Raw genomic sequence first — 22402 nt, 5'->3', positions numbered from 1 at the left:
GGTCAGGCCAGCACGTAGAAGAGCGGGAAGATCACCAGCCAGATGATGTCGGTGGCGTGCCAGTAGCTGGCTAACGCCTCGAGGCCGGTGTGGTCCTCGGCCGAGTAACCGTGGAAGATCAGGCGGGCGAGTACCCACAGGATGCCAAGGATGCCCCAGCTGGCGTGCACCAGATGGTTGAAGGTCAGGTAGTAATAGACGGTGTAGAAGATGCCGGAGCCGCCGTCGATGCCGTGCGCCAGGTTCCACTGGATTTCCAGCACCTTGGCCACCGGATAGCCGAGGGCGACGATCAAGCCGCCGACCAGCCAGGCAACTGCCGCCTGGTGGTGCGACTGGCGGATCGAGTTGACCGAGCGGGCGATGCAGAAGCTGCTGCTGATCATCAGCAGGGTGATGACCGTGCCGGCGACCGTATTCAGGTGCTTGGCACCTTCGTGGAAAGCTTCCGGGAAATGTGCGCGCGAAATGAAGTACACCGCAAACAGCACGAGGAACTCGACGAATTCGCAGGTGATGCCGACCCAGATGCCCTTGTTGCCGGGAATGTGCCTGCCTTCTTCGGCAATGGCGGGCGGAGGTGTGTCGAGCGTGGCGGCGGTCATGGCGAGGCTGAAAACGGGATGCCGGCATTGTTGGCCGACCGCCTTTGCGGGGCATTGATGTCCATCAACCGATTGGGCACCAAGTGACACCAAAAGAAATATCGTAACGAGTTGCGTTGTATCAAATAGCCGGTCGAGAAACCTTTCTAGAATCATGGGTTTCTTATAGAGCACACGAGGAGTAGTCATGGCGGCAGTCATGCCTGTGCCGGCGGCCAGCCGGGTCCTGTTGTCCGGCAACGAAGCCGTCGCACGCGCGGTCTGGGAGTCCGGCGTCAAGGTGGCTGCGGCCTATCCGGGAACCCCGTCCACCGAGATGCTGGAAGTCATTTCGACCTATCCGGACCTCTACGCCGAGTGGTCGGTGAACGAGAAGGTTTCGCTGGAAGTCGCCATCGGCGCCGCCTACGCTGGCTCGCGCGCTTTCTGCTGCATGAAGCATGTCGGCATGAATGTCGCCTCCGATGCGCTGATGACCCTGACCCTGACCGGCGTCATCGGCGGCCTGGTCATCGCCATCGCTGACGATGTCGGCCTGTCGTCGTCGCAGAACGAGCAGGATTCCCGCTATTGGGGGCGCTTCGCGCACGTGCCGGTGCTCGAGCCGGCCGACTCGCAGGAAGCCTACGAGATGACCAAGTACGGCTACGAGTTGTCCGAGCGTTTCCAGGTGCCGGTCATCCTGCGCATGACCACCCGCATCAACCACGTCAAGGCACTGGTTACCGTCGGCGAGCGTGTCGAGCACGTTGGTGCCGGCTTCAAGAAGGAACCGGGCCGCTTCGTCATGGTGCCGGGCAATGCCGGCAAGCGCATCCCGCTGATGTTCAAGCGCGATGGCGAGTTACGCGCCCTGGCCGAAACGTCAGAGCTGAATTTCATCGAAAAGGGCAGCGATACCCGCGTCGGCTTCATCGCCTCGGGGCCGGCCTACATGCACGTCAAGGAAGCTTTCCCGGATGCACCGGTGCTGAAGCTGGGCTTTTCCTGTCCGGTTCCATTCGACAAATGCCGCGAACTGGCCAACATGGTCGAACAAGTGGTCGTCGTCGAGGAAGTCGAGCCGCTGGTCGAGACCGAACTGAAGGCGCAGGGGATCGAAGTGATCGGCAAGGAAATCCTGCCGCTGCAGGGCGAGTTGTCGCCGGTCGTGCTGAAACCGGCCGTTGCCCGTCTGCTCGGGGAAAATGTGCCGGAAACTCAGTCCACCGCAGCCATGCCGGTTTTCCCGCGGCCGCCGACCATGTGCGTGGCCTGCCCGCATCTCGGCGTCTATTACACGCTGTCGCAGGTGCGCAATCTGAACATTTCCGGCGACATCGGTTGCTATACGCTGGGCGCCGGCCATCCGTGGAATGCGCTCGATACCTGCGTCTCGATGGGCGCCTCGATGGGCATTGCGCTGGGCATGGACAAGGGGCGTGGCGAGGCCGACAAGGACAAGCGTGTCGTTGCCGTGATCGGCGATTCGACCTTCCTGCACATGGGCATGCAGGGCCTGCTCGACATGGTGTACAACAAGGGCAACGTCACCGTGCTGCTGCTCGACAACCGCGCCGTCGGCATGACCGGCGGCCAGGACAATCCGGGCAACGGCCGCGACATCCACGGCGAGGAAGCGCCGCGCATCGACTTCGCCAAACTGGTCTCGGCACTGGGCGTCAAGGATGAGCGCATCCATGTCGTCAATCCCTACGAGCTGCCGGTGCTGTTCAAGACCATCCGCGAAGAGGTGAAGGTGCCGGAGGTGTCGGTCATCATCACCGACCAGCCCTGCGTGCTGATCAAGGACTATCACAAGCTGAAGCCCTACGAGGTGCTCGACGACAAGTGCACTGGCTGCGGCAACTGCATCGACGTTGGCTGCCCGGCCATCCACGTCACCCGGCGTGGCAAGGAAGTGAAGCCGAGCGGCAAGGAAGTCGATCTGGCCTTCGTCCGTATCGAGAGCTCGGTGTGTACTGGCTGTGGCCTGTGCCTGCAGCCCTGCGCACCGAAGGCGATCCAGCATTACGTGCCGCAATCGCCGATCCAGCTGGTCAAGGGAGGCTGTCAGGCATGAGCGATGTGACCAATATTCTCGTGGTCGGCATCGGTGGCCAGGGCGTCATGACCGCCACCGAAATCCTGGCCGAAGCAGCCATCGCCCTCGGGCACGATGCAAAGAAGACCGAAGTGGCCGGTATGGCGCAACGGGGCGGCGTCGTTTCGTCGCACCTGCGCTTCGGGCCGAAGGTGTTGTCGCCGCAGATCACGCCGGGTACGGCCGACGTGCTGCTCGGTTTCGAGTCGGCCGAGGGCATGCGCTGGCGTCACATGTTGCGGCCGAACGGCATCGCGCTGATGAACACCGCCAAGCTGGTGCCGCCAGTGGTCGAGTTGGGTTTGTTCGAGTACCCGGAGGACCCGATCGCCGAGATGAAGAATTCCGGCGCCAAGGTGGTGGCTTTCGACGCAACTTCGATTGCGCTCGAACTCGGTGATATCCGCCTTGGCAACACCGTCATGCTCGGCGCCATCGCCGATCATCTGCCGTTCTCAGCCGATGTGCTGCTCGAGTGCGTGCTCAAGCGTTTCCAGCGTAAAGGCGAAAAACTGGTCGATCTGAACCGTCGCGCCTTCGAGGCCGGACGGGCAGCCGTCGGTGCCGCTGAAGCAGCCCTCGCCTGATTCTGGTAAAATCCATAAAAATCATTGGGAAAGGTCTCGGCCTTTCCCGTTTTCTTTTTGTTGGATGTGACGATGACGGCACAAATTATCGACGGCAAGGCGCTGGCTGAAGAGCTGCGCCAGAGCTTCAAGGCCCGCGTTGAGGCCCTGACGGCCAAGGGCCACAAGCCTGGTCTGGTAGTCATTCTGGTTGGTGAAGATCCGGCCTCCCAGGTTTACGTGAAGAACAAGGTCAATGGCTGCCTGGCCATCGGCATGCATTCCGAGAAGATCGTTTACGAAAAAGACGTTGATCAGCAAGTCGTGCTCGACAAGATCGCAGAACTGAACGCTGATCCGTCCATCCACGGCATCCTCGTGCAACTGCCGTTGCCCAAGCATTTCGACGAAGAGAAGGTGCTGGAAGCCATCTCCGCCGAAAAGGACGTCGACGGTTTCCACGCCGAGAACGTTGGTGCCCTGTCGCAAGGCGCGCCGCGGTTCATTCCGTGCACCCCGTATGGCGTCATGAAGATGTTCGAGAAGGGCAATGTCGATCTGACCGGCAAGGAAGCCGTGGTCATCGGTCGCTCCAACATCGTGGGCAAGCCGATGGCCATGCTGCTGATCAATGCTGGCGCCACTGTCACCGTCTGCCACTCCAAGACCCAGGACCTGAACTTCCACACCAAGCGCGCCGACATCGTCGTCGCCGCGGTCGGCAAGCCGAAGTTCGTCAAGGGCGACATGATCAAGCCGGGCGCCGTCGTCATCGACGTCGGCATCAACCGTTTGCCGGACGGCAAGCTGTGCGGCGATGTCGATTACGAAGACTGCCTGAACGTTGCCGGCCAGATCACGCCGGTGCCGGGCGGCGTCGGCCCGATGACCATCACCATGCTGCTGGCCAACACCATCGAGGCGGCCGAGCGCAAAGCGGGGATTCGCTAATGTCTGATAAGAAGATTTCCGTCGGCATCGTCATGGGTTCCGACTCCGACTGGCCGACCATGCAGGCTGCCGCCGTCATTCTCAAGGATTTCGGCGTCGCTTTTGAAGCCCGTGTCGTTTCCGCCCACCGCACGCCTGACCTGCTGTTCGAATACGCTGAACAAGCCGGTCCGCGCGGCCTCAAGGCGATCATCGCCGGCGCCGGTGGCGCCGCCCACCTGCCGGGCATGCTGGCCGCCAAGACCACCGTGCCGGTGCTTGGCGTGCCGGTCCAGTCGCGCGCCCTGTCCGGCGTCGATTCGCTGCACTCCATCGTCCAGATGCCGAAGGGCATTCCGGTCGCCACCTTCGCCATCGGCGAAGCCGGCGCCGCCAATGCCGCCCTGTTTGCCGTCGCCATGCTGGCCAACGAGGACAAGGCGCTGAACGACAAGCTGCAGGCCTTCCGCCAGGCCCAGACCGACAAGGTTCTGGCCATGAAGTTGCCGGAAGTATGACTGCTGCGGTGCACCGCGCTTTTTGACCAAAAACCGTGCCGTTGAGGTTCCTGTCTTGAGCACCACGATGATTCTCCCGCCCGCCACGCTGGGCATGCTCGGTGGCGGCCAGCTCGGCCGCTTCTTCGTTTCGGCTGCCCACGAACTGGGCTACCAGGTCTGGGTGCTCGATCCGGACAAGAACAGCCCGGCCGCTCAGATCGCCGAGCGCCACTTCTGCGTGGCTTACGACGACTACGCGGCGCTCGACGAGTTCGCCGCCGGTTGCGCCGCGATCACCACCGAGTTCGAGAACGTGCCGGCCGATACGCTGGATTACCTGGCCAAGTTCGTGCCGGTGCGCCCGCATGGTGGCGCCGTGGCCATCTGCCAGAACCGCATCGCCGAAAAGACCTTCCTGCGCGACAACGGCATTCCACACGGCCCCTTCGCCGCCATCCGCAGCGAAGCCGACATCAAGAACGCGCCGAAGGAACTCTTCCCGGCTATCCTCAAGGTTGCCCGCTTCGGCTACGACGGCAAGGGCCAGGCCACGGTCAACAACGTCGAGGAGGCGCTGATCGCCTTCGGCCATTTCAAGGGCGAGCACTGCGTGCTCGAACAGCGCCTGAGCCTCGACTACGAAGTTTCCGTCGTGCTGGCGCGCGACCAGGACGGCAAGATTGCCTGCTTCCCGACCGGCGAAAACCAGCACACGCGCGGCATCCTCGATGTCTCCATCGTGCCGGCGCGCACCACCGGCTGCGTCAAGAGCGACGCCGAAGATGTCGCCGCGCGCATCGCCGAGAAGCTGGGCTACATCGGCACCATGGGCGTCGAGTTTTTCGTCAGCCGCGGCCAGCTGATCGTCAATGAAATGGCACCGCGTCCGCACAACAGCGGTCACTACACCATCGATGCTTGCATCACCAACCAGTTCGAGCAACAGGTGCGCGCCCTGTGCGGCTTGCAACTCGGCGAGCCGCGCGCACATTCGGCCTCGGTCATGGTCAACCTGCTGGGTGATCTCTGGTATGACGGCGACACCTACCGCGAGCCGGACTGGGCCAAGCTCTACGCCATCCCGAACCTGAAGCTGCACCTCTACGGCAAGCATCACGCCCGTCCGGGCCGCAAGATGGGCCACTTCACCGTGATCGGCGAAAATGCCGAAGCCGTGCAGAAGGCCGCCCTCGCTGCCCGCGCTGCCATCGGCATCAAGGACTGATGACTCCGTCGGATACCGACTACGCCCGTGCTGTCGACCTGTTGATCGCCGGCGAACTGGTCGCCATCCCGACCGAGACGGTCTACGGCCTGGGAGCGGATGCCGCTAACCCGGCGGCCGTGGCCAAGATTTTCGCCGCCAAGGGACGCCCGGCCGATCACCCGCTGATCGTCCACCTGGCCGGCCACGATGCCGTCGACCACTGGGCCGAGCAGGTGCCGGACGTCGCCTGGGAGTTGATGGAAACCTTCTGGCCCGGCCCGCTGACCCTGATCCTGAAAAAGCAGGCCTGGGTGCCCGATGCCGTGACCGGCGGGCAGGAGACCGTCGGTTTGCGCGTGCCCGGCCACCCGGTGGCGCTCGAACTGCTGCGCCGCTTCGCCCGCGCCAAGGGGGAGCATGCCGGCATTGCCGCGCCGTCGGCCAACCGCTTCGGCCGCATCAGTCCGACCACCGCCGAGCATGTCGCCGAGGAACTGGGTGAGCGCGTGCCGCTGATCCTCGACGGCGGTCCGTGCAAGGTCGGCATCGAATCGACCATCATCGACTGCTCGCGCGGCGAGCCGGTCGTGCTGCGGCCCGGCCACATCTCGCCGGCGCACCTCGAAGCGGTGCTCGGTCGCCAGCCGCAAATCGAAACCAGCCAGGGCGCACCGCGCGTTTCCGGCTCGCTCGAAGCGCACTACGCGCCGACCACGCCGCTGAGGGTAGTGGCCGCTGAGCGACTGCTCGACTTCATCAATGCCCAGCGCCATCGCGGCGGCAAGTGCGCCGTGATCAGCGCCAACCAGCCGCCGCAAGCCGGCATGCCGCACGCTTGGCACCTGATGCCGGCCGATCCGGTCGGTTATGCGCACGATCTCTATGCTGCGTTGCGTGACATGGACCATGCCGGCGTCGACCTGATCGTCGTCGAAGCACTGCCGGCAGGCGCCGAGTGGGCCGCCGTCGCCGACCGTCTGCGCCGTGCCGCGGCGGGAGCCGGTCAGGGCTGACTGCTGCGGTGCACGTCAGATTTCGAGCAATTTCTCGATTTTGGCGGCACAGATGAAATCGTTCTCCGACAGACCATCGATGGCGTGCGTCCAGTAGCGCACGTGCACCTCCTTGTAGCCGATTGTCAGTTCAGGGTGATGGTTTTCGCGATGCGATACCCAGGCGATGGCGTTGACGAAGGCCATCGCCTCATAGTGGTTGGCGAAGCCGAAGGTCTTGGCGATGGCCTTGCCGTTCAAGTTCCAGCCGGACAGTTCTCGCAACAAGGCACGACATTCTTCCTCCGCCAGCGGCGGAATGCCACCCTCGCAAGAAGTGCAACGGCGTGAGGAAAGGGAGCACGAGGTCATGAGAGTTTTCCAGTGTTTTGCGTCTATTGCTGAGACAGCGGGGGTTGCCAAGGTTCCCCGAATGGTTCCGTCGCGTCGTGAAACGCGTTAGAATCCTTCAAAGTTCAGGGCCGATAGCTCAGCTGGGAGAGCGCTGCGTTCGCAATGCAGAGGTCGGGAGTTCGATCCTCCTTCGGTCCACCAAAACCTAAAAAAGCCGTAACACTCATTGAAGTGCTTCGGCTTTTTTTTCGAGCACTGATCATGAAAAGACTGGGTGCCGTGTTTGCGCGTTATGCCATGGTGGGGGCGGCCCTGCTGTCGGCGAACGCTGTCCTTGCCGAAGACCTGACCATACCGGGCAGCGGCAATCCGGAGTACGTCTTGCAGCGGCTGGCCGGGGAGTTCAATTCGCAACAATCGCAGCACCGGGTCATCGTGCCGCCCTCGTCGGGTACGGCCGGGGCGCTACGCGACGTCGGGGAGGGCGTTTCGTCGCTGGGCCGGGTCGGGCGTCCGTTGAAGGAGGAAGAAAAAGCCAAGGGCTTTACCTTCCTGCCAATTGGTATCGATCCAGTGGTACTGGTTGGCGGGGCCGGGGTCTCGGTGAAGAGCCTCAGTCAGCAACAGGTGCTCGATATCTACATGGGCAAGATCACCAACTGGAGTGAAGTGGGCGGCAAGAGCGCGCCGATTCGCGCCATCGGCCGGGAGGTGACCGATGCTTCGCGTCAGGCCTTGCAGCAGTTGATCAAACCGCTGAAAGACATCCAGTTCGGTAGCAGCGTCAAAGTGGCGCATCTTGATCCGCAGGTGGTCGAGCTGCTCGATCGTTATCCGACCAGCCTGGCTTTTCTCAATCGCTCAGCCCTCTCTGCCTGCCAGACCAAGGTCGTGCCCTTGGCCATTGATGGCGTCGCGCCGACGCCCGAGAATGTCGTGCAGGGTCGCTATCCGGTCATGCTGGAATTCGGCCTGGTGTACCGTAGCGCGAGTGGCTTGAGTTCTGCCGGGCGTGCCTTTGTCGATTTCATCCGTTCGCCGAAAGGCCAGGGCATCCTCAAGCAATCGGGCGTTCTGCCACGCTGAGATCTGAAAAATGAAACTTCGTCTGTCGACGACAAGTACTTTGGTGCTGGCGTTTGCCCTGGTGGCGACGCTGGCCTTGGGCTTGTCGTTTCATCAGGCGCAGGGGGTATTTCACCGGATAGTCGACAAGGGAGAAACCGATAAGGTCGCCAGTGTTGCCCGTCTGGTCGATTCGTCACTGGGAAATTACTCGCGCTCATTGGTGCAGGCCGCGCGCTTGGGGGCGTTGAGAAACTCCCTGGGCAAGGCGATGCACGGTTCCGGGGATGTTGCGACGATCTCCGACGTGGCAGACCGGGTACTTGAGGTTTCACAAGCCTTGGCGGTCGAGGTTATCGATGTCCACGAAAAGGTTCTGTACCGGACGGGTGAGGCCAGTCCTGCAGGAACTCCAGCAGGCGAATGGGGTGTCTATGAGGCTCTTCAGGGCCAAGGTTTGCTCTCGACTTCGGTAGATTCCGAAGGCGTGTTATTGAAGGCAATCGAACCCATTCAACACAATGGTCGGACGGTAGGTGCCTTGAGCGTGGCCAAACGCATCGGGCATGAGACGCTGGAGGAAATCGGCGACCGGGTGGGGGCCGAGTTGGTCTTGTTGCTGCAATCCGGAAAGGTTGTGGCGCAAACACATAATGTCGTGATGGGCGTGAGCGTAGAGCGGGTGAATGCCGCATTCGCTCAAAAGATTCCGGTTTTCGACCATGGACGCATGTTGGCGCGAACGCAGGTGTATATCCCGTTGCAACTGGTGGACAATGCCTATGTGGTGCTGGTCGAGGTCGACAGCAGTGCGGCTTATGCGCTGCTGGATAAATCCAATCAGCAGGCGGCGTTATATACGCTGCTGATTCTGGGGGGCAGCCTGCTGATTGGCCTTCTCGCCATGCGCTGGCTGATGCGGCCGTTGGTCAGCCTGCGCCAGCGGGCAGAGCGGGAGGCGCAGCAATTGACCGGCGAGCCGCTGCAAAAATACGCGGGGAACGATATTGCCACGGTGGCCGAGGCGCTCAATGCGCTGGTCAATCGCTTGAGCTCGCGCAATGCCGAACTGGCTGAGGCGCGCCGCATCGCGGAAGAGGCGAACAAGGCGAAATCGCAGTTTCTGGCCAACATGAGCCACGAGATTCGCACGCCGATGAATGCCATCCTCGGTTTCAGCAGCCTGCTGTTGCAGGAAAAACTGCAGCCGGATCATGCGGAGCAGGTCGCCAAGATCGAGCAGGCCGGTCAGCATCTGCTCGGGGTGATCAACAATGTGCTCGACTTCTCGAAGATCGAGTCCGGCAAGTTCATCTTGCGTCCCGAAGAGTTTTCGCTGCGCAAACTGTTGGCTTCGATCGATGCCGTGATCGGTGACATGATCCGCAGCAAGGGCTTGCGCTTCGAAGCCGATCTGTCCGGTTTGCCGGATACCCTGGTCGGCGATGTGACCTGTCTTCGCCAGTGCCTGCTCAACCTGTTGTCGAATGCTGCGAAGTTTACAGATCGCGGTTCGGTTTCGCTGTCGGTACGAGCGGAAGGCGGCGATACGGGCGATGGATTGCTGGTGCGTTTCCAGGTTGTCGATACCGGCTGCGGGTTGTCGGAAGAGGCACTGGGGAGAGTGTTCGAGGCTTTCGAACAGGCGGATAACTCCAATACCCGTCGCTACGGCGGTACCGGGTTGGGATTGGCTATCGTGCGTGAAATGGCCGTTTTGATGGGCGGCTGGGCCGCTGCGGAAAGTGTACCGGGCAAGGGCAGTGTGTTCTGGTTTACCGCCCGGCTTGGGGTGGCCAGTGAGCAGTGCGTCGACTTCCCCGAGACTATCGCATCGCCGCTCGCTGCACTCCGTGCCGAGTTTGCCGGTGCCAGCGTTCTGCTGGCGGAAGACGAGCCGGTCAATCGCGAAATCGCACTGCAGTTCCTCAAGCAGGCAGGGTTGGCGGTGGAAATCGCGAAAGACGGCGTGGATGCGGTCGAAATGGCCCGCAAGCATCCTTACGACCTGATCTTGATGGACATGTTGATGCCCCGCATGGACGGGGTTCAGGCTGCCCACGAGATACGGGCGCAGTGCGGGGCGGGAACGCTGATCATTGCCTTGACGGCGAATGCCTTCAGCGAAGACCGGGAGCGTTGCCTCGCTGCCGGGATGAACGATTTTGTTGCCAAGCCCTTGGACATGCATGCCTTCTACCTGCTTCTCTTGAAGAATCTGAGGGCAGCCAAGCGGTGCGCCGGGCGCGCATAGGGGTTTTCCCGCAGCCCCCTTGTCAATTGGGGATGATTGGCAGAATACTGTCTGCGACGGGGAAGCATTCCAATAAAGACGTCACTTCCCCGATGCTGCAATTTGCAGCCAACCCGGACGGAGGATGAGACAAATGACCCTCGCAGCAAACGTGCGTACGCACAAGCTATCCCAGAATGCCACCCTGTGTGGTCCCGGTTATAACCAGATGGCCCCGGATTCGCCGGCGATCGAGGCGATGACCGATTTTTCCCATGTGAATGTCGTCAGTATCGATCCTGGTGCTTCGATCAACGATGCCAACGCGCGCATGATTTCGCGTGGTGTGCGCTTGTTGATCGTGGTCGGCAAGGCCGAGGCGGTGGAGGGCTTGATCACGGCCCGCGACATCCTCGGCGAGAAGCCGATGCAGGTTGCCTCGGCGCGCGGGACCAAGCGCGAGGATTTGACCGTGGCCGACTTGATGACCCCGATCGGCAGCCTGGATACCCTGTATCTGGGCGAAGTGCTGAACGCGAGCATCGCCGATATCCTGAATGCGCTGAAGAAACTCGGCCGCCAGCACATCCTGGTCGAGGATACCGACCCGATCACCGGCCAGCCGCGCGTCCGCGGCCTGTTCTCGGCGACCCACATCGGTCGCCTGCTCGGCGTGCCGGTACTGGGCTTCGATCTGCCGCGCACCTTCGCCGAAATCGAGGCGGCGCTGGTCAACTGATCGGTGGCGTCACGAAACAGGAAAGGGGGCATGCCCCCTTTTTTCATTGATGCCTGCGGGTTTACGCGGGTGGATTTTTTCCGGCGGCGGGCGGAGGATTCCGCTTTTGCCGCCTGAAATATAAGGAGTTGCCATGTCCCAGGCCAGTCACCCGGTTGCCGCATCGCTGCGCGCTTCCGATACCGGCAAGATCGTTTCCGCCCGCGATGCGGTTCGCCTGATCCGCGATGGCGACACGGTGGCGACCGGCGGTTTCGTCGGCATCGGCTTTGCCGAAAACATTGCGGTGGCGCTGGAGCAACGCTTTCTCGAGGCAGCGGCCGAGGACATGCACGGCCAGGGCTCGCCGCGTAATTTGACGCTGGTCTACGCGGCGGGCCAGGGCGATGGCAAGGAGCGAGGGCTGAATCACCTCGGTCACGATGGCCTGGTCGCCCGCGTTATCGGCGGCCACTGGGGGCTGGTGCCCAAGTTGCAGGAGTTGGCCGTGTCGAATCGCATCGAGGCCTACAACTTGCCGCAGGGCGTCATCACACACCTCTTTCGCGATATCGCTGCCGGCAAGCCGGGGACGATCAGCCGGGTCGGTCTCGGCACCTTCGTCGATCCGGAGTTCGGCGGCGGCAAGCTGAACGCCAAGACCACAGTGGACATCGTCCGCCGCATGCCTATCGACGGCGAGGATTACCTCTTCTACAAGGCCTTCCCCATTCACGTTGGCATCATTCGCGGCACGACGGCCGACCCGGATGGCAACATCACGATGGAGAAGGAGGCGCTGACGCTGGAGGCGCAGGCCATTGCCATGGCGGCCAAGAACTCCGGTGGCATCGTCATCGCGCAGGTCGAGCGCGTGGCCGAGCGCGGCACCCTGAACCCGCGGCAGGTGAAGATTCCCGGCATCCTGGTCGATTGCGTGGTGGTCGCGGAAAAGCCGGAATACCACATGCAGACCTTCATCGAGCCGTACAGCCCGGCTTTTTCGGGCGAGATCAAGGTGCCGATGTCGGCCATTGCGCCGATGGGCATGAGCGAGCGCAAGATCATCGCCCGCCGCGCGGCGATGGAGCTGAAGGCCAACGCCGTGGTCAATCTTGGTATCGGCATGCCGGAAGGCGTGGCCAACGTGGCGACCGAGGAACACATCCTCGACCTGCTGACGCTGACCGCCGAGCCAGGTGTCATCGGCGGCGTGCCGGCCGGCGGGCTGAATTTCGGCGCGGCGACCAATACCCAGGCCATCATCGACCAGCCGAGCCAGTTCGATTTCTACCAGGGCGGCGGGCTGGATATCGCCTTTCTCGGGTTGGCCCAGGCCGACCGGCTGGGCAACCTGAACGTCTCCAAGTTCGGCCCCCGCCTGGCCGGCTCCGGCGGTTTCATCGACATTTCGCAGAATGCCAAGAAGGTGGTTTTCGTCGGCACCTTCACCGCCGGTAACCTCGATGTCGAGGTGCATGACGGAAAACTGGCGATTCTGGAGGACGGCAAGTCGGTCAAGTTTGTCGAGGAAGTCGAACACCGCACCTTCAGCGGCCCGGAAGCCGCGCGGCGCGGCAAGGAGGTGCTGTATATCACCGAGCGCTGCGTCTTCCGCCTGACGCCCAAGGGGCTGCAGTTGACCGAAATCGCGCCGGGCGTCGATCTGCAGAAGGACGTGCTCGACCGCATGAGCTTCGCGCCGATCATCGACAGCGAACCGGCCCTGATGGATGCGCGCATCTTCCGCGACGAGCCGATGGGCATCCGCCCCGAACTACTCGACATGCCGTTGCCGCAACGCCTCTCTTACGATGCCGGGCAAAACCTCTTCTTTCTCGATTTCTCCGGTCTGGCCGTGCGTACGGCGGACGACATCGGGCGCATCGAGGCGGCCGTCGAGGCAGCCTTGCAACCGATCGGCCACAAGGTACGCGCCATCGTCAATTACGACCGCTTCTCCATCGTGCCGGAACTGATCGACGACTACATCGCCATGGTCAAGGCGGTGGTCGAGCGCCACTACCACGACGTGACGCGTTATACCTCGAGCACCTTCCTGCGCATGAAGCTGGGCGAAGCGCTGGCGCGCGGCGACATGGCGCCGCAGTTGTACGAATCGGCCGACGAAGCGAAGGGCAAGCTGGCGAGTTGATGACTCGCCGGTCGGTAGCTCGCTGACATTGGCGCGAAGCGAGGTATCATTCGCCGATTGCTGCGGTGCACACGGGTTTTGGCATGAAATTCAATTCGTTGGCGTCCCTGTCCGGACGCAAGAAAATGGTGGCGCTGGTCGTCGTTGCTGGCGTCGTGATCGGCTGGCTGGCGCTCGCCCCTTCCTCTACGCAAAAGCCGGCGGCGGATCAAGCGGTCGACAAGGCAGCAGCGCGTCCGGCCCTGTCGGTCACGCTGACCACGCCGCAGGTCGAGGAATGGCCGCAGAGCCTGGCCGCCAACGGCAACGTGGTCGCCTGGCAGGAAGCCATCATCGGCCCCGAACTGGCCAATTACCGCATTACCGAAGTGGCCGTGCAGGTCGGCGACCGGGTGAAAAAAGGCCAGGTGCTGGCCCGTATCGCCAGCGATACGGTCGGCAGCGAACTGGCCGAGGCCAAGGCCGCCGTCGCCGAACTGGAAGCCAGTGCGGCCGAAGCCAAGAGCAATGCCCAGCGCGCCGACGAATTGCGCGCCAAGGGCTTTTACAGTTCGCAGCTGCACGCCCAGTACCAGACCGGGCAACACACCGCCGCTGCCCGCCTGGCTGCCGGTCAGGCGCGCTTGCAAGCCGCCGAGTTGCGCATGGCCAAGACCGCCGTGCTGGCGCCGGACGAGGGCGTGATTTCGGCGCGTAGCGCCACCGTCGGTTCGCTGACCCAGCCGGGGCAGGAACTGTTCCGCCTGATCCGTGGCGGCCGCCTGGAGTGGCGCGCCGAGGTGCCGTCGGCCGATCTGTCGCGCCTTGCCGTCGGTGGCGTCGCCCGCCTGATCGGGCCGGCCGGCGAGACGGTCGAGGGCAAGGTGCGCAGCGTGTCGCCAAGCGTCGATCCGGCCACCCGCAACGGCCTGGTTTTTGTCGATTTGCCGCTGTCTACCGCAGCAGTGCGTGCTGGCGTTTTTGCCCGCGGCGAATTCGTGCTCGGCAAGGCCAAGGCGCTGACCGTGCCGCATGCGGCCGTGGTGTTGCGCGAGGGCTTCGCTTACGTCTTCCGGCTGGAAGGCGAGGATCGCGTGGCGATGACCAAGGTGCAGATCGGCCGCCGCGCCGGCGAGCGCATCGAGATCGTCGATGGGTTGCCGGCCGAGGCGCGTATCGTTGCCAGCGGTGCCGGTTTCCTGGCCGATGGCGACGTGGTCAAGGTCGTCAAAGACGCGGTAGGCGAGGCGAAATGAACGTTTCCTCCTGGTCGATCCGCAACCCGATCCCGGCCATCCTCTTCTTCCTGCTGCTGACGCTGGCCGGCATCATGGCTTTCAAGGCCATGAAGATCCAGCAGTTCATGGATATCGACCTGCCCATGGTCACGGTGACGGCGAGCCTGCCGGGCGCCGCGCCGGCGCAGATGGAAACCGAGGTCGGGCGCAAGATCGAGAACTCGGTGGCGACGCTGCAGGGCATCAAGCACATCTACACCAAGGTGCAGGATGGCACGGTCATCGTCACCGTCGAGTTCCGCCTGGAGAAGCCGACGCAGGAAGCGGTGGACGACGTGCGCGACGCCGTATCGCGCATCCGCGCCGACCTGCCGGGCGACCTGAAGGACCCGGTAATCAGCAAGGTGAACCTGGCTGGCGCACCGATCCTCACCTATACCGTGGCCTCGGCCCGGATGGACGAGGAGGCGCTGTCCTGGTTCGTCGATAACACCGTCGCCAAGGCGTTGCTCAGCGTGCGCGGCGTTGGTGCGGTGGCGCGCGTCGGCGGCGTGACGCGCGAGATTCGCATCGAACTCGACCCGGCCCGCATGCTGGCGCTCAAGGCCACGGCGGCCGACATTTCGCGCCAGTTGCGGCAGATCCAACAGGAAGCCTCGGGCGGCCGCACCGATGTCGGCGGCAGCGAGCAGTCGGTGCGTACCATCGCCACCGTGCAGCGTGCCGAGGAACTGGCGGCGATGGATATCGTGCTGTCCGACGGCCGCCGTATCCGCCTCGACCAGGTGGCGACGATCAGCGATACCGTCGGCGAACGGCGCACCGCCGCGCTGCTCAACGGCAAGCCGGTGGTCGGCTTCGAGATCACGCGCAGCCGCGGGGCGGGCGAGGTCGAGGTGGCCGATGCCATCCTCGTCGCGCTGGCCAAACTGAAAGCGGAGCATCCCGATATCGAAATCACCGAGGCCTTCAATTTCGTCGATCCGGTGATCGAGAACTACGAAGGCTCGATGAAGCTGCTGATCGAAGGCGCCATCCTCGCCGTCATTGTCGTCTGGGCTTTCCTGCGCGACTGGCGCGCCACTGTTGTTTCTGCCGCCGCGCTGCCGCTGTCCGCCATTCCGACCTTTGCCGTGATGTACCTGATGGGCTTCACGCTCAACGTCGTGACCCTGCTCTCGATGTCGCTGGTGGTCGGCATCCTGGTCGACGACGCCATCGTCGAAATCGAAAACATCATGCGCCACCTGCGCATGGGCAAGACGCCTTATCAGGCGGCGATGGAGGCGGCCGACGAAATCGGCCTGGCGGTGATCGCCACCACCTTCACACTGATCGCCGTCTTTTTGCCCACCGCTTTCATGAGCGGCGTGGCCGGCAAGTTCTTCGTGCAATTCGGCTGGACGGCGGCGATTGCCGTCTTCTTCTCGCTGGTCGTCGCCCGCATGCTGACGCCGATGATGGCCGCCTACATCCTGAAGCCGGTGGCGGACGAACACGCGCCGCCGCGCTGGCTCAGCCTCTATGAAGGCTGGGCCGCCTGGTGCCTGAAGCATCGCTTCCTGACCACGCTGGCTGCACTCGGTTTCTTCATTGGCTCCTTCATGCTGGTGCCTCTGTTACCCAAGGGCTTCCTGCCACCGGACGACGTGTCGCAGACGCAGATTTACGTCACCCTGCCGCCGGGCGTGACCTTCAAGGACACCTTCGCTGCCGCTGAGCAGGCGCGGGCGATTGCCGAGAAGCATCCGCACGTTCGCCTCGTCTACACGGCAGTGGGTGGCGGCAAGGCGGGCAGCGATCCGTTCGCACCGAGCGGTGCGCCGGAAGTGCGCAAGGCGACGCTGACCCTGAACCTGACGCCGCGCAAGGATCGCTCCGGTGTCAGTAAGCAGCAGATCGAGGCCGAATTGCGCCAGGCGCTGACCTCCATTCCCGGCGTGCAGATCAAGGTCGGCCTGGCTTCGGGCAACGAAAAATACGTGTTGGTACTGGCCAGTGAGAACGGCCAATTACTGGCCGAGCACGCCCGTCTGGTCGAGCGCGACCTACGCACCTTGCCTGGTATCGGCAACGTGACGACGACGGCCAGCCTGGTCCGCCCGGAACTGGTCATCCGCCCCGACTTCGCCCGCATGGCCGACCTCGGTGTGACCTCGGCCGCCATCGCCGACACGCTGCGCATCGCCACCGCCGGCGACTATGACCAAGGCCTGGCCAAGCTCAACCTGCAGCAGCGACAGATTCCCATCGTGGTCAAACTGCCGCCGGCAGCACGTACGGACCTCGATCTTATTCGCCAGATGACCGTGCCCGGCAAGCACGGCCCGGTGCAGCTGGCCAATCTGGCCGACGTGCGCCTGGGCGGCGGGCCGGCCGAAATCGACCGCTACGACCGCCTGCGCAACATCAATTTCGAAATCGAACTGAACGGCCAGCCGCTCGGCGAAGTCGAGGCGGCGGCGCTCAAGCTGCCCAGCTTGGCGCAATTGCCACCAGGGGTCATGCAGACCACGGTCGGTGACGCCGAGACCATGGGCGAACTGTTCGCCAGTTTCGGTCTCGCCATGCTGACCGGCGTGCTGTGCATCTACATCGTGCTGGTCCTGCTCTTCCACGATTTCGTGCAGCCGGTGACCATCCTGGCGGCGTTGGTGCTGTCGGTGCCCGGGGCATTCCTGGCGCTGTTCGTGACCCACAGTGCGCTCTCCATGCCTTCTCTGATCGGCATGATCATGTTGATGGGTATCGCCACCAAGAACTCCATCCTGCTGATCGACTACGTGATTCTCGCCCGCCGCGAGCACGGGCTGGATCGCTGGAGTGCCCTGCTCGATGCCTGCCGCAAGCGGGCGCGGCCGATCGTGATGACCACGGTGGCGATGGGCGCCGGCATGATGCCGATTGCGCTCGGTATTGGCACCGACCCGAGCTTCCGTGCCCCGATGGCCATTGTCGTCATCGGCGGCCTGATCACCTCGACCTTCCTCAGCTTGCTGGTGATACCCGTGGTGTTTACCTACGTCGATGATTTGATCGTCGCCATGCGTCGTCGCCTGGGAAAAACGGCACACTGAATTTCGCCAAGGTTAAATTTCCGGGCAGAGGGCTGACGTACAATGGCCGGGCTTTTACCTCGCCCGCCGCCGATGCTCAGCCAGCCTGCCCGCTCCCTGTTTTCCACCCGTCTCGGATTGGTGTTGGCAATTGCCGTCGGCCTGGCTGTCGTCTGGGGGGCAACGGCTTACGATCTGTTCCAGGCGCGGCAAGCCCAGGTCCGGATGGTCGAGACCTCATCGGTCTTCCAGGCTCAGGCCTTTGCCGAAAACGCCCAATCGCAATTCAAGCGTCTCGACGAGATCTTGCTCGACCTGCGTGACTCCTGGGAGGGTGACCCGCGTCGCTTTGCCGAATTCGTCAGGCACCGCCAGCAAGTCGTCAGCGATATTGCCTTCCAGGTCGCTGTGATCGATCGCGAAGGTTATGTCGCCTACAGCAATCTGGGGGCACCGAAAGAGCGTATCTACCTGGGCGAGCGGAAGCATTTCCGGGTTCATGTCGAAAGCCAGGCCGATCGCCTGTACATCAGCAAGCCTTTGCTCGGCAAGGTTTCCGGCAAGTGGAGCATCCAGTTTACCCGCCCCATTCTGCGCGATGGCCGCTTTGCCGGCGTCTTGGTCATTTCGGTGGCGCCGCAGAGTCTGGTCTCGTTCAACGACAAGCTCAACCTTGAAACGGGTTCGGCAACCGGTGTGATCGGAGACGAGGGCGACGTGATGGCACGCCATCCGGACAACGATGCCTATATGGGGAAGAAGCTGTCGAATTTGCCGATCACGCTTGGTGAAAATGCGACCAGCGGCAATTTCATCAACGCCATCGCGCCTGCCGGTATTGCACAGACAGTTGGGTACTACCGTCTACCAGAGTACGGGATGACCTTCATTGTTGGCCATGATCTGGAGCAGGTACTCGAACCCTACCGCGAGCACCGCCAGATTGCACTGCTCTTGGCCAGCGGTACCAGCCTGCTCATCGTCATGCTCGCGGTGCTGCTCTATCGTTCGCGTCAGAAGCGAGCGGAGGCCGAGCGCCATATGCTTGGCAGCCGGCAGATGCTGCGTTCCGCTGTTGATACCATCGGCGAAGCCTTCGTGATCTATGACGAGAACGACCGCCTAGCCTATTGCAACGAGGAATACCGGCGCTTTTACCAGACCTCGGTCGATCTGCTGGTACCCGGCAATACCTTCGAATACATCATTCGCACCGGTGCCGAGCGGGGGCAGTACAAGGAGGCGGTCGGGCGCATCGACGATTGGGTGGCCGAGCGCCTGGCGCAGCATCGCCGGGGCGATACCGACCTGATCCAGCCGCTCGATGACGGGCGCTGGTTGCGCATCAAGGAACACAAGACCCCGGATGGCTATACCGTCGGCTTCCGCATCGACGTGACCGCGCTTTACCAGGCCAAGCAGGCGGCCGAAGCGGCCAACCGGGCGAAGAGCGCCTTCCTGGCGACCATGTCGCACGAGATCCGTACGCCGATGAACGGCATACTCGGGATGGCCCAGTTGCTGCTGCAACCCGGGTTGCCCGAGGAGGAAAAGCAGGAGTACGTGCGTACCATCCTGAATTCAGGCCAGACCCTGCTCAGCCTGCTCAACGACATTCTCGATCTGTCCAAGATCGAGGCCGGCAAGCTGGACATCCAGCCGGCCAGCTTTGCGCCGGCGCAGATGCTGCACGAGATCAGCCTGCTCTTTGCCGGTAGCGCGCAGGAGAAGCAACTGAAGCTGAGCGCCGAGTGGGCCGGGCCGAACGACGAGCACTACCGGGCCGACCCGCTACGCCTGCGCCAGATGTTGGCCAATCTGATCAACAATGCGATCAAATTCACGGCGGCCGGTGAGGTCAGAATATCGGCACGCAAGCTGAAGGACGATGGTGACGATGCCATCCTCGAGTTCGCCGTGCAGGACAGCGGGATTGGTATTGCGCCGGAGAAGCAGCGCCTGCTGTTCCGCCCCTTCTCCCAGGCCGATAGTTCGACCACCCGGCAATACGGTGGTACCGGCCTCGGCCTTTCCATCGTCAACCGGCTGGCCGAGCTGATGGGGGGGGAGGTCGGCGTGGACAGTGCGCCAGGCCAGGGAGCCCGCTTCTGGTTCCGAATCCGAGCTCGCCGCTTGCCGGTGACGGCCGAGTTGCGCTCAATGCCGCGAGCGGCATTGGGAGAGCTTGCCAAGCTGCCGGCCGAACAGTTTGCTGGAACGGTGCTGGTCGTCGAAGACAATCCGACCAACAGCCGTGTCGTCCGCGCCATGTTGGGCAAGCTGGGCGTGCAGGTGGTTTGCGTGGAGAACGGACAGCTGGCCATCGATGGACTGATCGGCGGCGAGTGGGCGCCCGACCTGATCCTGATGGATATCCAGATGCCGGTGATGGACGGCATTGCCGCGAGCGAGGCGATTCGTCGCTGGGAAAACGAAAGTGGCCGTTCTCGTCTGCCTATCGTTGCGCTATCGGCTGGTGCCTTTGCCGAAGATCACGAGCGTTGCTCCGCCGCCGGCATGGATGGATTCCTGGCCAAGCCGATCAATCACGGCGAATTGCTGGCCGTACTGCACCGCTGGCTCCACCGCTAGCCGGCATTCGTTTCGCTGCGTTCGGGCAGGAAGAAGCTGCGCGGCTGCTGCCGCAGTCGGCGGCCGATGGCGCCCAGCAACGGTCCCCAGTGTTCGAAGCGGATACGCCGCGCCCCCAGCGCCGTGCGCAGGGCCAGGGCGAAGCTGACCGCCAGATTGGTCAGGCCGATCAGCGCAACGCCCAGTCCCGCCCACAGGATGGCCTGGACGGCAATATCGAACTGGAAGCCGGTCAGGGCATAGCCCACGTTGGCCGAGGCGAAGGCAATATGACGGATATCGAGCGGCAGGCCGAGGATGGTGCCGATGACGCCGGTCGAGCCGAGCATGCAGCCGAACAACAGGTTGCCCATGATGCCACCCAGGCGATCCTGGATGTAGTTGCCGACACGGAGGGCGCGTTCCGCGCCCAGCAGGCGTCGCAGCCAGCGCAACTGGGCGATGCGTGCGCCGAATTCGGCATAGGCGGCATGGTTGTCGAAATAGCCGCTGATCAGGCCGGACAGGAAGAGGTAGAAGCCGGCAATGGCGGCATGGGGAATGGCCCAGGCCAGCGGGTTCAGATCGGCCAGCAGATGAGCCGCTTTTTCGGTCGAAATGAGCGGTGCACCGTAGTAGTAGCTCAGGCCGAGTCCCAGGCCGATGGCGACCGGCAGCGCCATCATGACGTTGCCGGCGATGGCCGCCAACTGGCTGCGGCATACCGCGGCCACCACATCGACCACCTTTTCCAGGTCGGCACTGCGGTTGGGTTTGATGTCGCCGAGCAGGCTGGCCAAGGTTTGGGCTGTCATTGCAGGCTGCTTGGTGGCGACGGTCATGCCGAGCAGGTAGATGATCACGAAACCCAGACCGTAGATCATGCTGAACAGGAAGGCTTCGACGAACAGCGGGGCGTGTAGCGCGGCCGCCTTGATTTTGAGCAGCGCCATGCAGCCGATCAGTACGCCGGCGCCGGCGGCTGAACTCCACATGCCGCGATAGTCGGCGCGCGTATCGCAGATGTAGTGTTCGCCGGCGCGCGCGGCGTTCTCGGTGACGCGCACGGCGAGCAGGCGGGAAAGCTGGGCCAGGTAGAAGCGCAGGCTGTTGCGCCGGTTTTCGGCCAGGAAAGCGGTGCTGGCGAAGCCGGTCCAGGCCGGTAGCGCCTCGCTATTCGTTTGCGGGTTCTGGCCGGCGACCAGAATGGCCGTTAACTCGGACAGGCGGTCGAGGCTTTGCTCGCTGCGCGTCAGCAGGTAGGAAAGGTGCAGGCTGGTACCGACGCTGAGTGCCCGACGGCGGATGCGTTGCAGGGCCTTACGGCATTGTTCGGCGATGACCAGCAACTGACTGCCGTCGTCGATGCTTTTTTCCGGAGCGTCGAGCGCCTGGCGGAAGATATTCGTGAACTCGAGTGCCTCGGCCGACAGGGCGATGAAGCTGGGGCGGTCGTCGTCGAAATTGGGCGAGGCGCGCATCAGTTCGCTTTCGACACCCAGGCCGCTGATCCGGTGGGCGAGCAACAGCACCGCATCGAGCATCTGTTCGCGAATGGTCCGCCAGTCGACGTCGCGCAACTCGCCGCTGGGGGCGAGCGCTGCCCACAAGCGTTGCCAATGGTCGGTCGGCAGTTGTTCGAGCCAGCGCCAGTCGTTTGGCCGGTCGAAAATCAGGTGCAGGCAGTCCTTCAGGCGGCGTTCGTCGTGCGCCTCGGGCAGCAGGCGGTTGCCCAGGATGCGCCACCATTCGGAGAAGAAACCGGTGCCCGGCAGGATGCCGCTATCGGTAAAGAACGTGAGCAGGCGACGGGTTGCCAGGAAGTGCACGATATGGTGCCGGAAGGCTGCGGCCAGGATCGGATCGGCCTCGAGCAGGGCGAGCATCGTGGCGAAGCGTTGGCCAGTAGCTTCGTCACCTCGTCCATGTGGGCGTAGCGCGGCGACGAGCTGGTGCAACAGTGCGATCGATTTGGCGTTGTCGTCGCGAAAGGCTTGCAAGGCGCGAGCGACCGGGTCAGGACCGGCGGGCTGCTTGCCGAGCAACCAATGAAGCAGGGAGCGGAGTTTTGCCATGTGCTGTTGGCCGACGGGCCGGTGCGGTCATGAAAATGCTCCTATGTTAAGCCGCTGGCGTGAGAATTGGCGGTA

16 protein-coding genes and 1 tRNA gene are annotated in these 22402 nt (G+C 63.1%); 14 read left to right on the top strand and 3 right to left on the bottom strand.

Annotation, left to right across the window (positions count from 1 at the left end; all coding sequences use genetic code 11):
- Nucleotides 1-2: 2 nt before the first annotated feature.
- Nucleotides 3-605: a cytochrome c oxidase subunit 3 family protein gene (locus tag WIF35_RS09590; protein WP_412478004.1), complete on the bottom strand. Its 603-nt coding sequence runs from the start codon at nucleotides 603-605 to the stop codon at nucleotides 3-5.
- 187 nt (nucleotides 606-792) lie between these two features.
- Here WIF35_RS09590 and WIF35_RS09585 point away from each other — a divergent pair, with 187 nt between their 5' ends.
- The 6 genes from WIF35_RS09585 to WIF35_RS09560 all read left to right on the top strand — a co-directional run bounded on the left by WIF35_RS09585 (nucleotide 793) and on the right by WIF35_RS09560 (nucleotide 6904).
- Nucleotides 793-2667 (top strand): thiamine pyrophosphate-dependent enzyme, encoded by a 1875-nt coding sequence (locus WIF35_RS09585; protein WP_412478003.1) that lies wholly within the window; start codon nucleotides 793-795, stop codon nucleotides 2665-2667.
- Nucleotides 2664-3275, top strand: a complete 612-nt coding sequence (locus WIF35_RS09580; protein WP_412478002.1) for an indolepyruvate oxidoreductase subunit beta — start codon at nucleotides 2664-2666, stop codon at nucleotides 3273-3275. The genes WIF35_RS09585 and WIF35_RS09580 overlap by 4 nt, the downstream gene beginning before the upstream one ends.
- Before the next feature lie 72 nt (nucleotides 3276-3347).
- Nucleotides 3348-4205, top strand: a complete 858-nt coding sequence (gene folD, locus WIF35_RS09575; RefSeq protein WP_412478001.1) for a bifunctional methylenetetrahydrofolate dehydrogenase/methenyltetrahydrofolate cyclohydrolase FolD — start codon at nucleotides 3348-3350, stop codon at nucleotides 4203-4205.
- Complete coding sequence (gene purE, locus WIF35_RS09570; protein ID WP_412478000.1) at nucleotides 4205-4702, top strand: 5-(carboxyamino)imidazole ribonucleotide mutase; 498 nt, start codon at nucleotides 4205-4207, stop codon at nucleotides 4700-4702. Before folD ends, purE begins: the two co-directional genes overlap by 1 nt.
- 67 nt (nucleotides 4703-4769) lie before the next feature.
- Nucleotides 4770-5909: a 5-(carboxyamino)imidazole ribonucleotide synthase gene (locus WIF35_RS09565; RefSeq protein WP_412477999.1), complete on the top strand. Its 1140-nt coding sequence runs from the start codon at nucleotides 4770-4772 to the stop codon at nucleotides 5907-5909.
- Entirely contained in the window at nucleotides 5909-6904 is a 996-nt protein-coding gene (locus WIF35_RS09560; protein ID WP_412477998.1) for an L-threonylcarbamoyladenylate synthase, read from the top strand. Before WIF35_RS09565 ends, WIF35_RS09560 begins: the two co-directional genes overlap by 1 nt.
- A 15-nt stretch (nucleotides 6905-6919) precedes the next feature.
- On the opposite strand, the gene WIF35_RS09555 is transcribed toward WIF35_RS09560, so the two are convergent.
- Complete coding sequence (locus WIF35_RS09555; RefSeq protein WP_412477997.1) at nucleotides 6920-7255, bottom strand: 4a-hydroxytetrahydrobiopterin dehydratase; 336 nt, start codon at nucleotides 7253-7255, stop codon at nucleotides 6920-6922.
- Between the two features lie 107 nt (nucleotides 7256-7362).
- On the opposite strand from WIF35_RS09555, the gene WIF35_RS09550 reads away from it, so the two are divergent.
- The 8 genes from WIF35_RS09550 to WIF35_RS09515 all read left to right on the top strand — a co-directional run bounded on the left by WIF35_RS09550 (nucleotide 7363) and on the right by WIF35_RS09515 (nucleotide 20273).
- Nucleotides 7363-7438: transfer RNA gene (locus WIF35_RS09550), tRNA-Ala, on the top strand.
- A gap of 60 nt (nucleotides 7439-7498) precedes the next feature.
- Complete coding sequence (locus WIF35_RS09545; protein WP_412477996.1) at nucleotides 7499-8323, top strand: substrate-binding domain-containing protein; 825 nt, start codon at nucleotides 7499-7501, stop codon at nucleotides 8321-8323.
- A 10-nt stretch (nucleotides 8324-8333) separates the two neighbouring features.
- A complete protein-coding gene (locus WIF35_RS09540; protein WP_412477995.1) occupies nucleotides 8334-10556 on the top strand; it encodes a response regulator in 2223 nt (740 codons plus the stop codon).
- 133 nt (nucleotides 10557-10689) lie between these two features.
- Nucleotides 10690-11274, top strand: coding sequence for a CBS domain-containing protein (locus WIF35_RS09535; RefSeq protein ID WP_412477994.1), 585 nt, complete (start codon nucleotides 10690-10692; stop codon nucleotides 11272-11274).
- A 133-nt stretch (nucleotides 11275-11407) separates the two neighbouring features.
- Nucleotides 11408-13408 carry an acyl CoA:acetate/3-ketoacid CoA transferase gene (locus WIF35_RS09530; protein ID WP_412477993.1) on the top strand — a complete coding sequence of 667 codons (2001 nt, stop codon included), beginning with the start codon at nucleotides 11408-11410 and terminating at the stop codon, nucleotides 13406-13408.
- 83 nt (nucleotides 13409-13491) lie between these two features.
- Nucleotides 13492-14643: an efflux RND transporter periplasmic adaptor subunit gene (locus tag WIF35_RS09525; RefSeq protein WP_412477992.1), complete on the top strand. Its 1152-nt coding sequence runs from the start codon at nucleotides 13492-13494 to the stop codon at nucleotides 14641-14643.
- A complete protein-coding gene (locus WIF35_RS09520; protein ID WP_412477991.1) occupies nucleotides 14640-17702 on the top strand; it encodes an efflux RND transporter permease subunit in 3063 nt (1020 codons plus the stop codon). Before WIF35_RS09525 ends, WIF35_RS09520 begins: the two co-directional genes overlap by 4 nt.
- Nucleotides 17703-17774: 72 nt before the next feature.
- A complete protein-coding gene (locus WIF35_RS09515; RefSeq protein WP_412477990.1) occupies nucleotides 17775-20273 on the top strand; it encodes an ATP-binding protein in 2499 nt (832 codons plus the stop codon).
- Here the strand turns inward: WIF35_RS09515 and WIF35_RS09510 are convergent.
- A complete protein-coding gene (locus WIF35_RS09510) occupies nucleotides 20270-22327 on the bottom strand; it encodes a site-specific recombinase (RefSeq protein ID WP_412477989.1) in 2058 nt (685 codons plus the stop codon). The genes WIF35_RS09515 and WIF35_RS09510 overlap by 4 nt on opposite strands.
- Nucleotides 22328-22402: the final 75 nt, after the last annotated feature.

The sequence above is a fragment of the Azonexus sp. IMCC34839 genome, assembly GCF_047047955.1.
In the GTDB taxonomy this organism is placed as follows: Bacteria; Pseudomonadota; Gammaproteobacteria; order Burkholderiales; family Rhodocyclaceae; genus Azonexus.
This window is presented reverse-complemented; position numbering and strand designations above follow the sequence as displayed.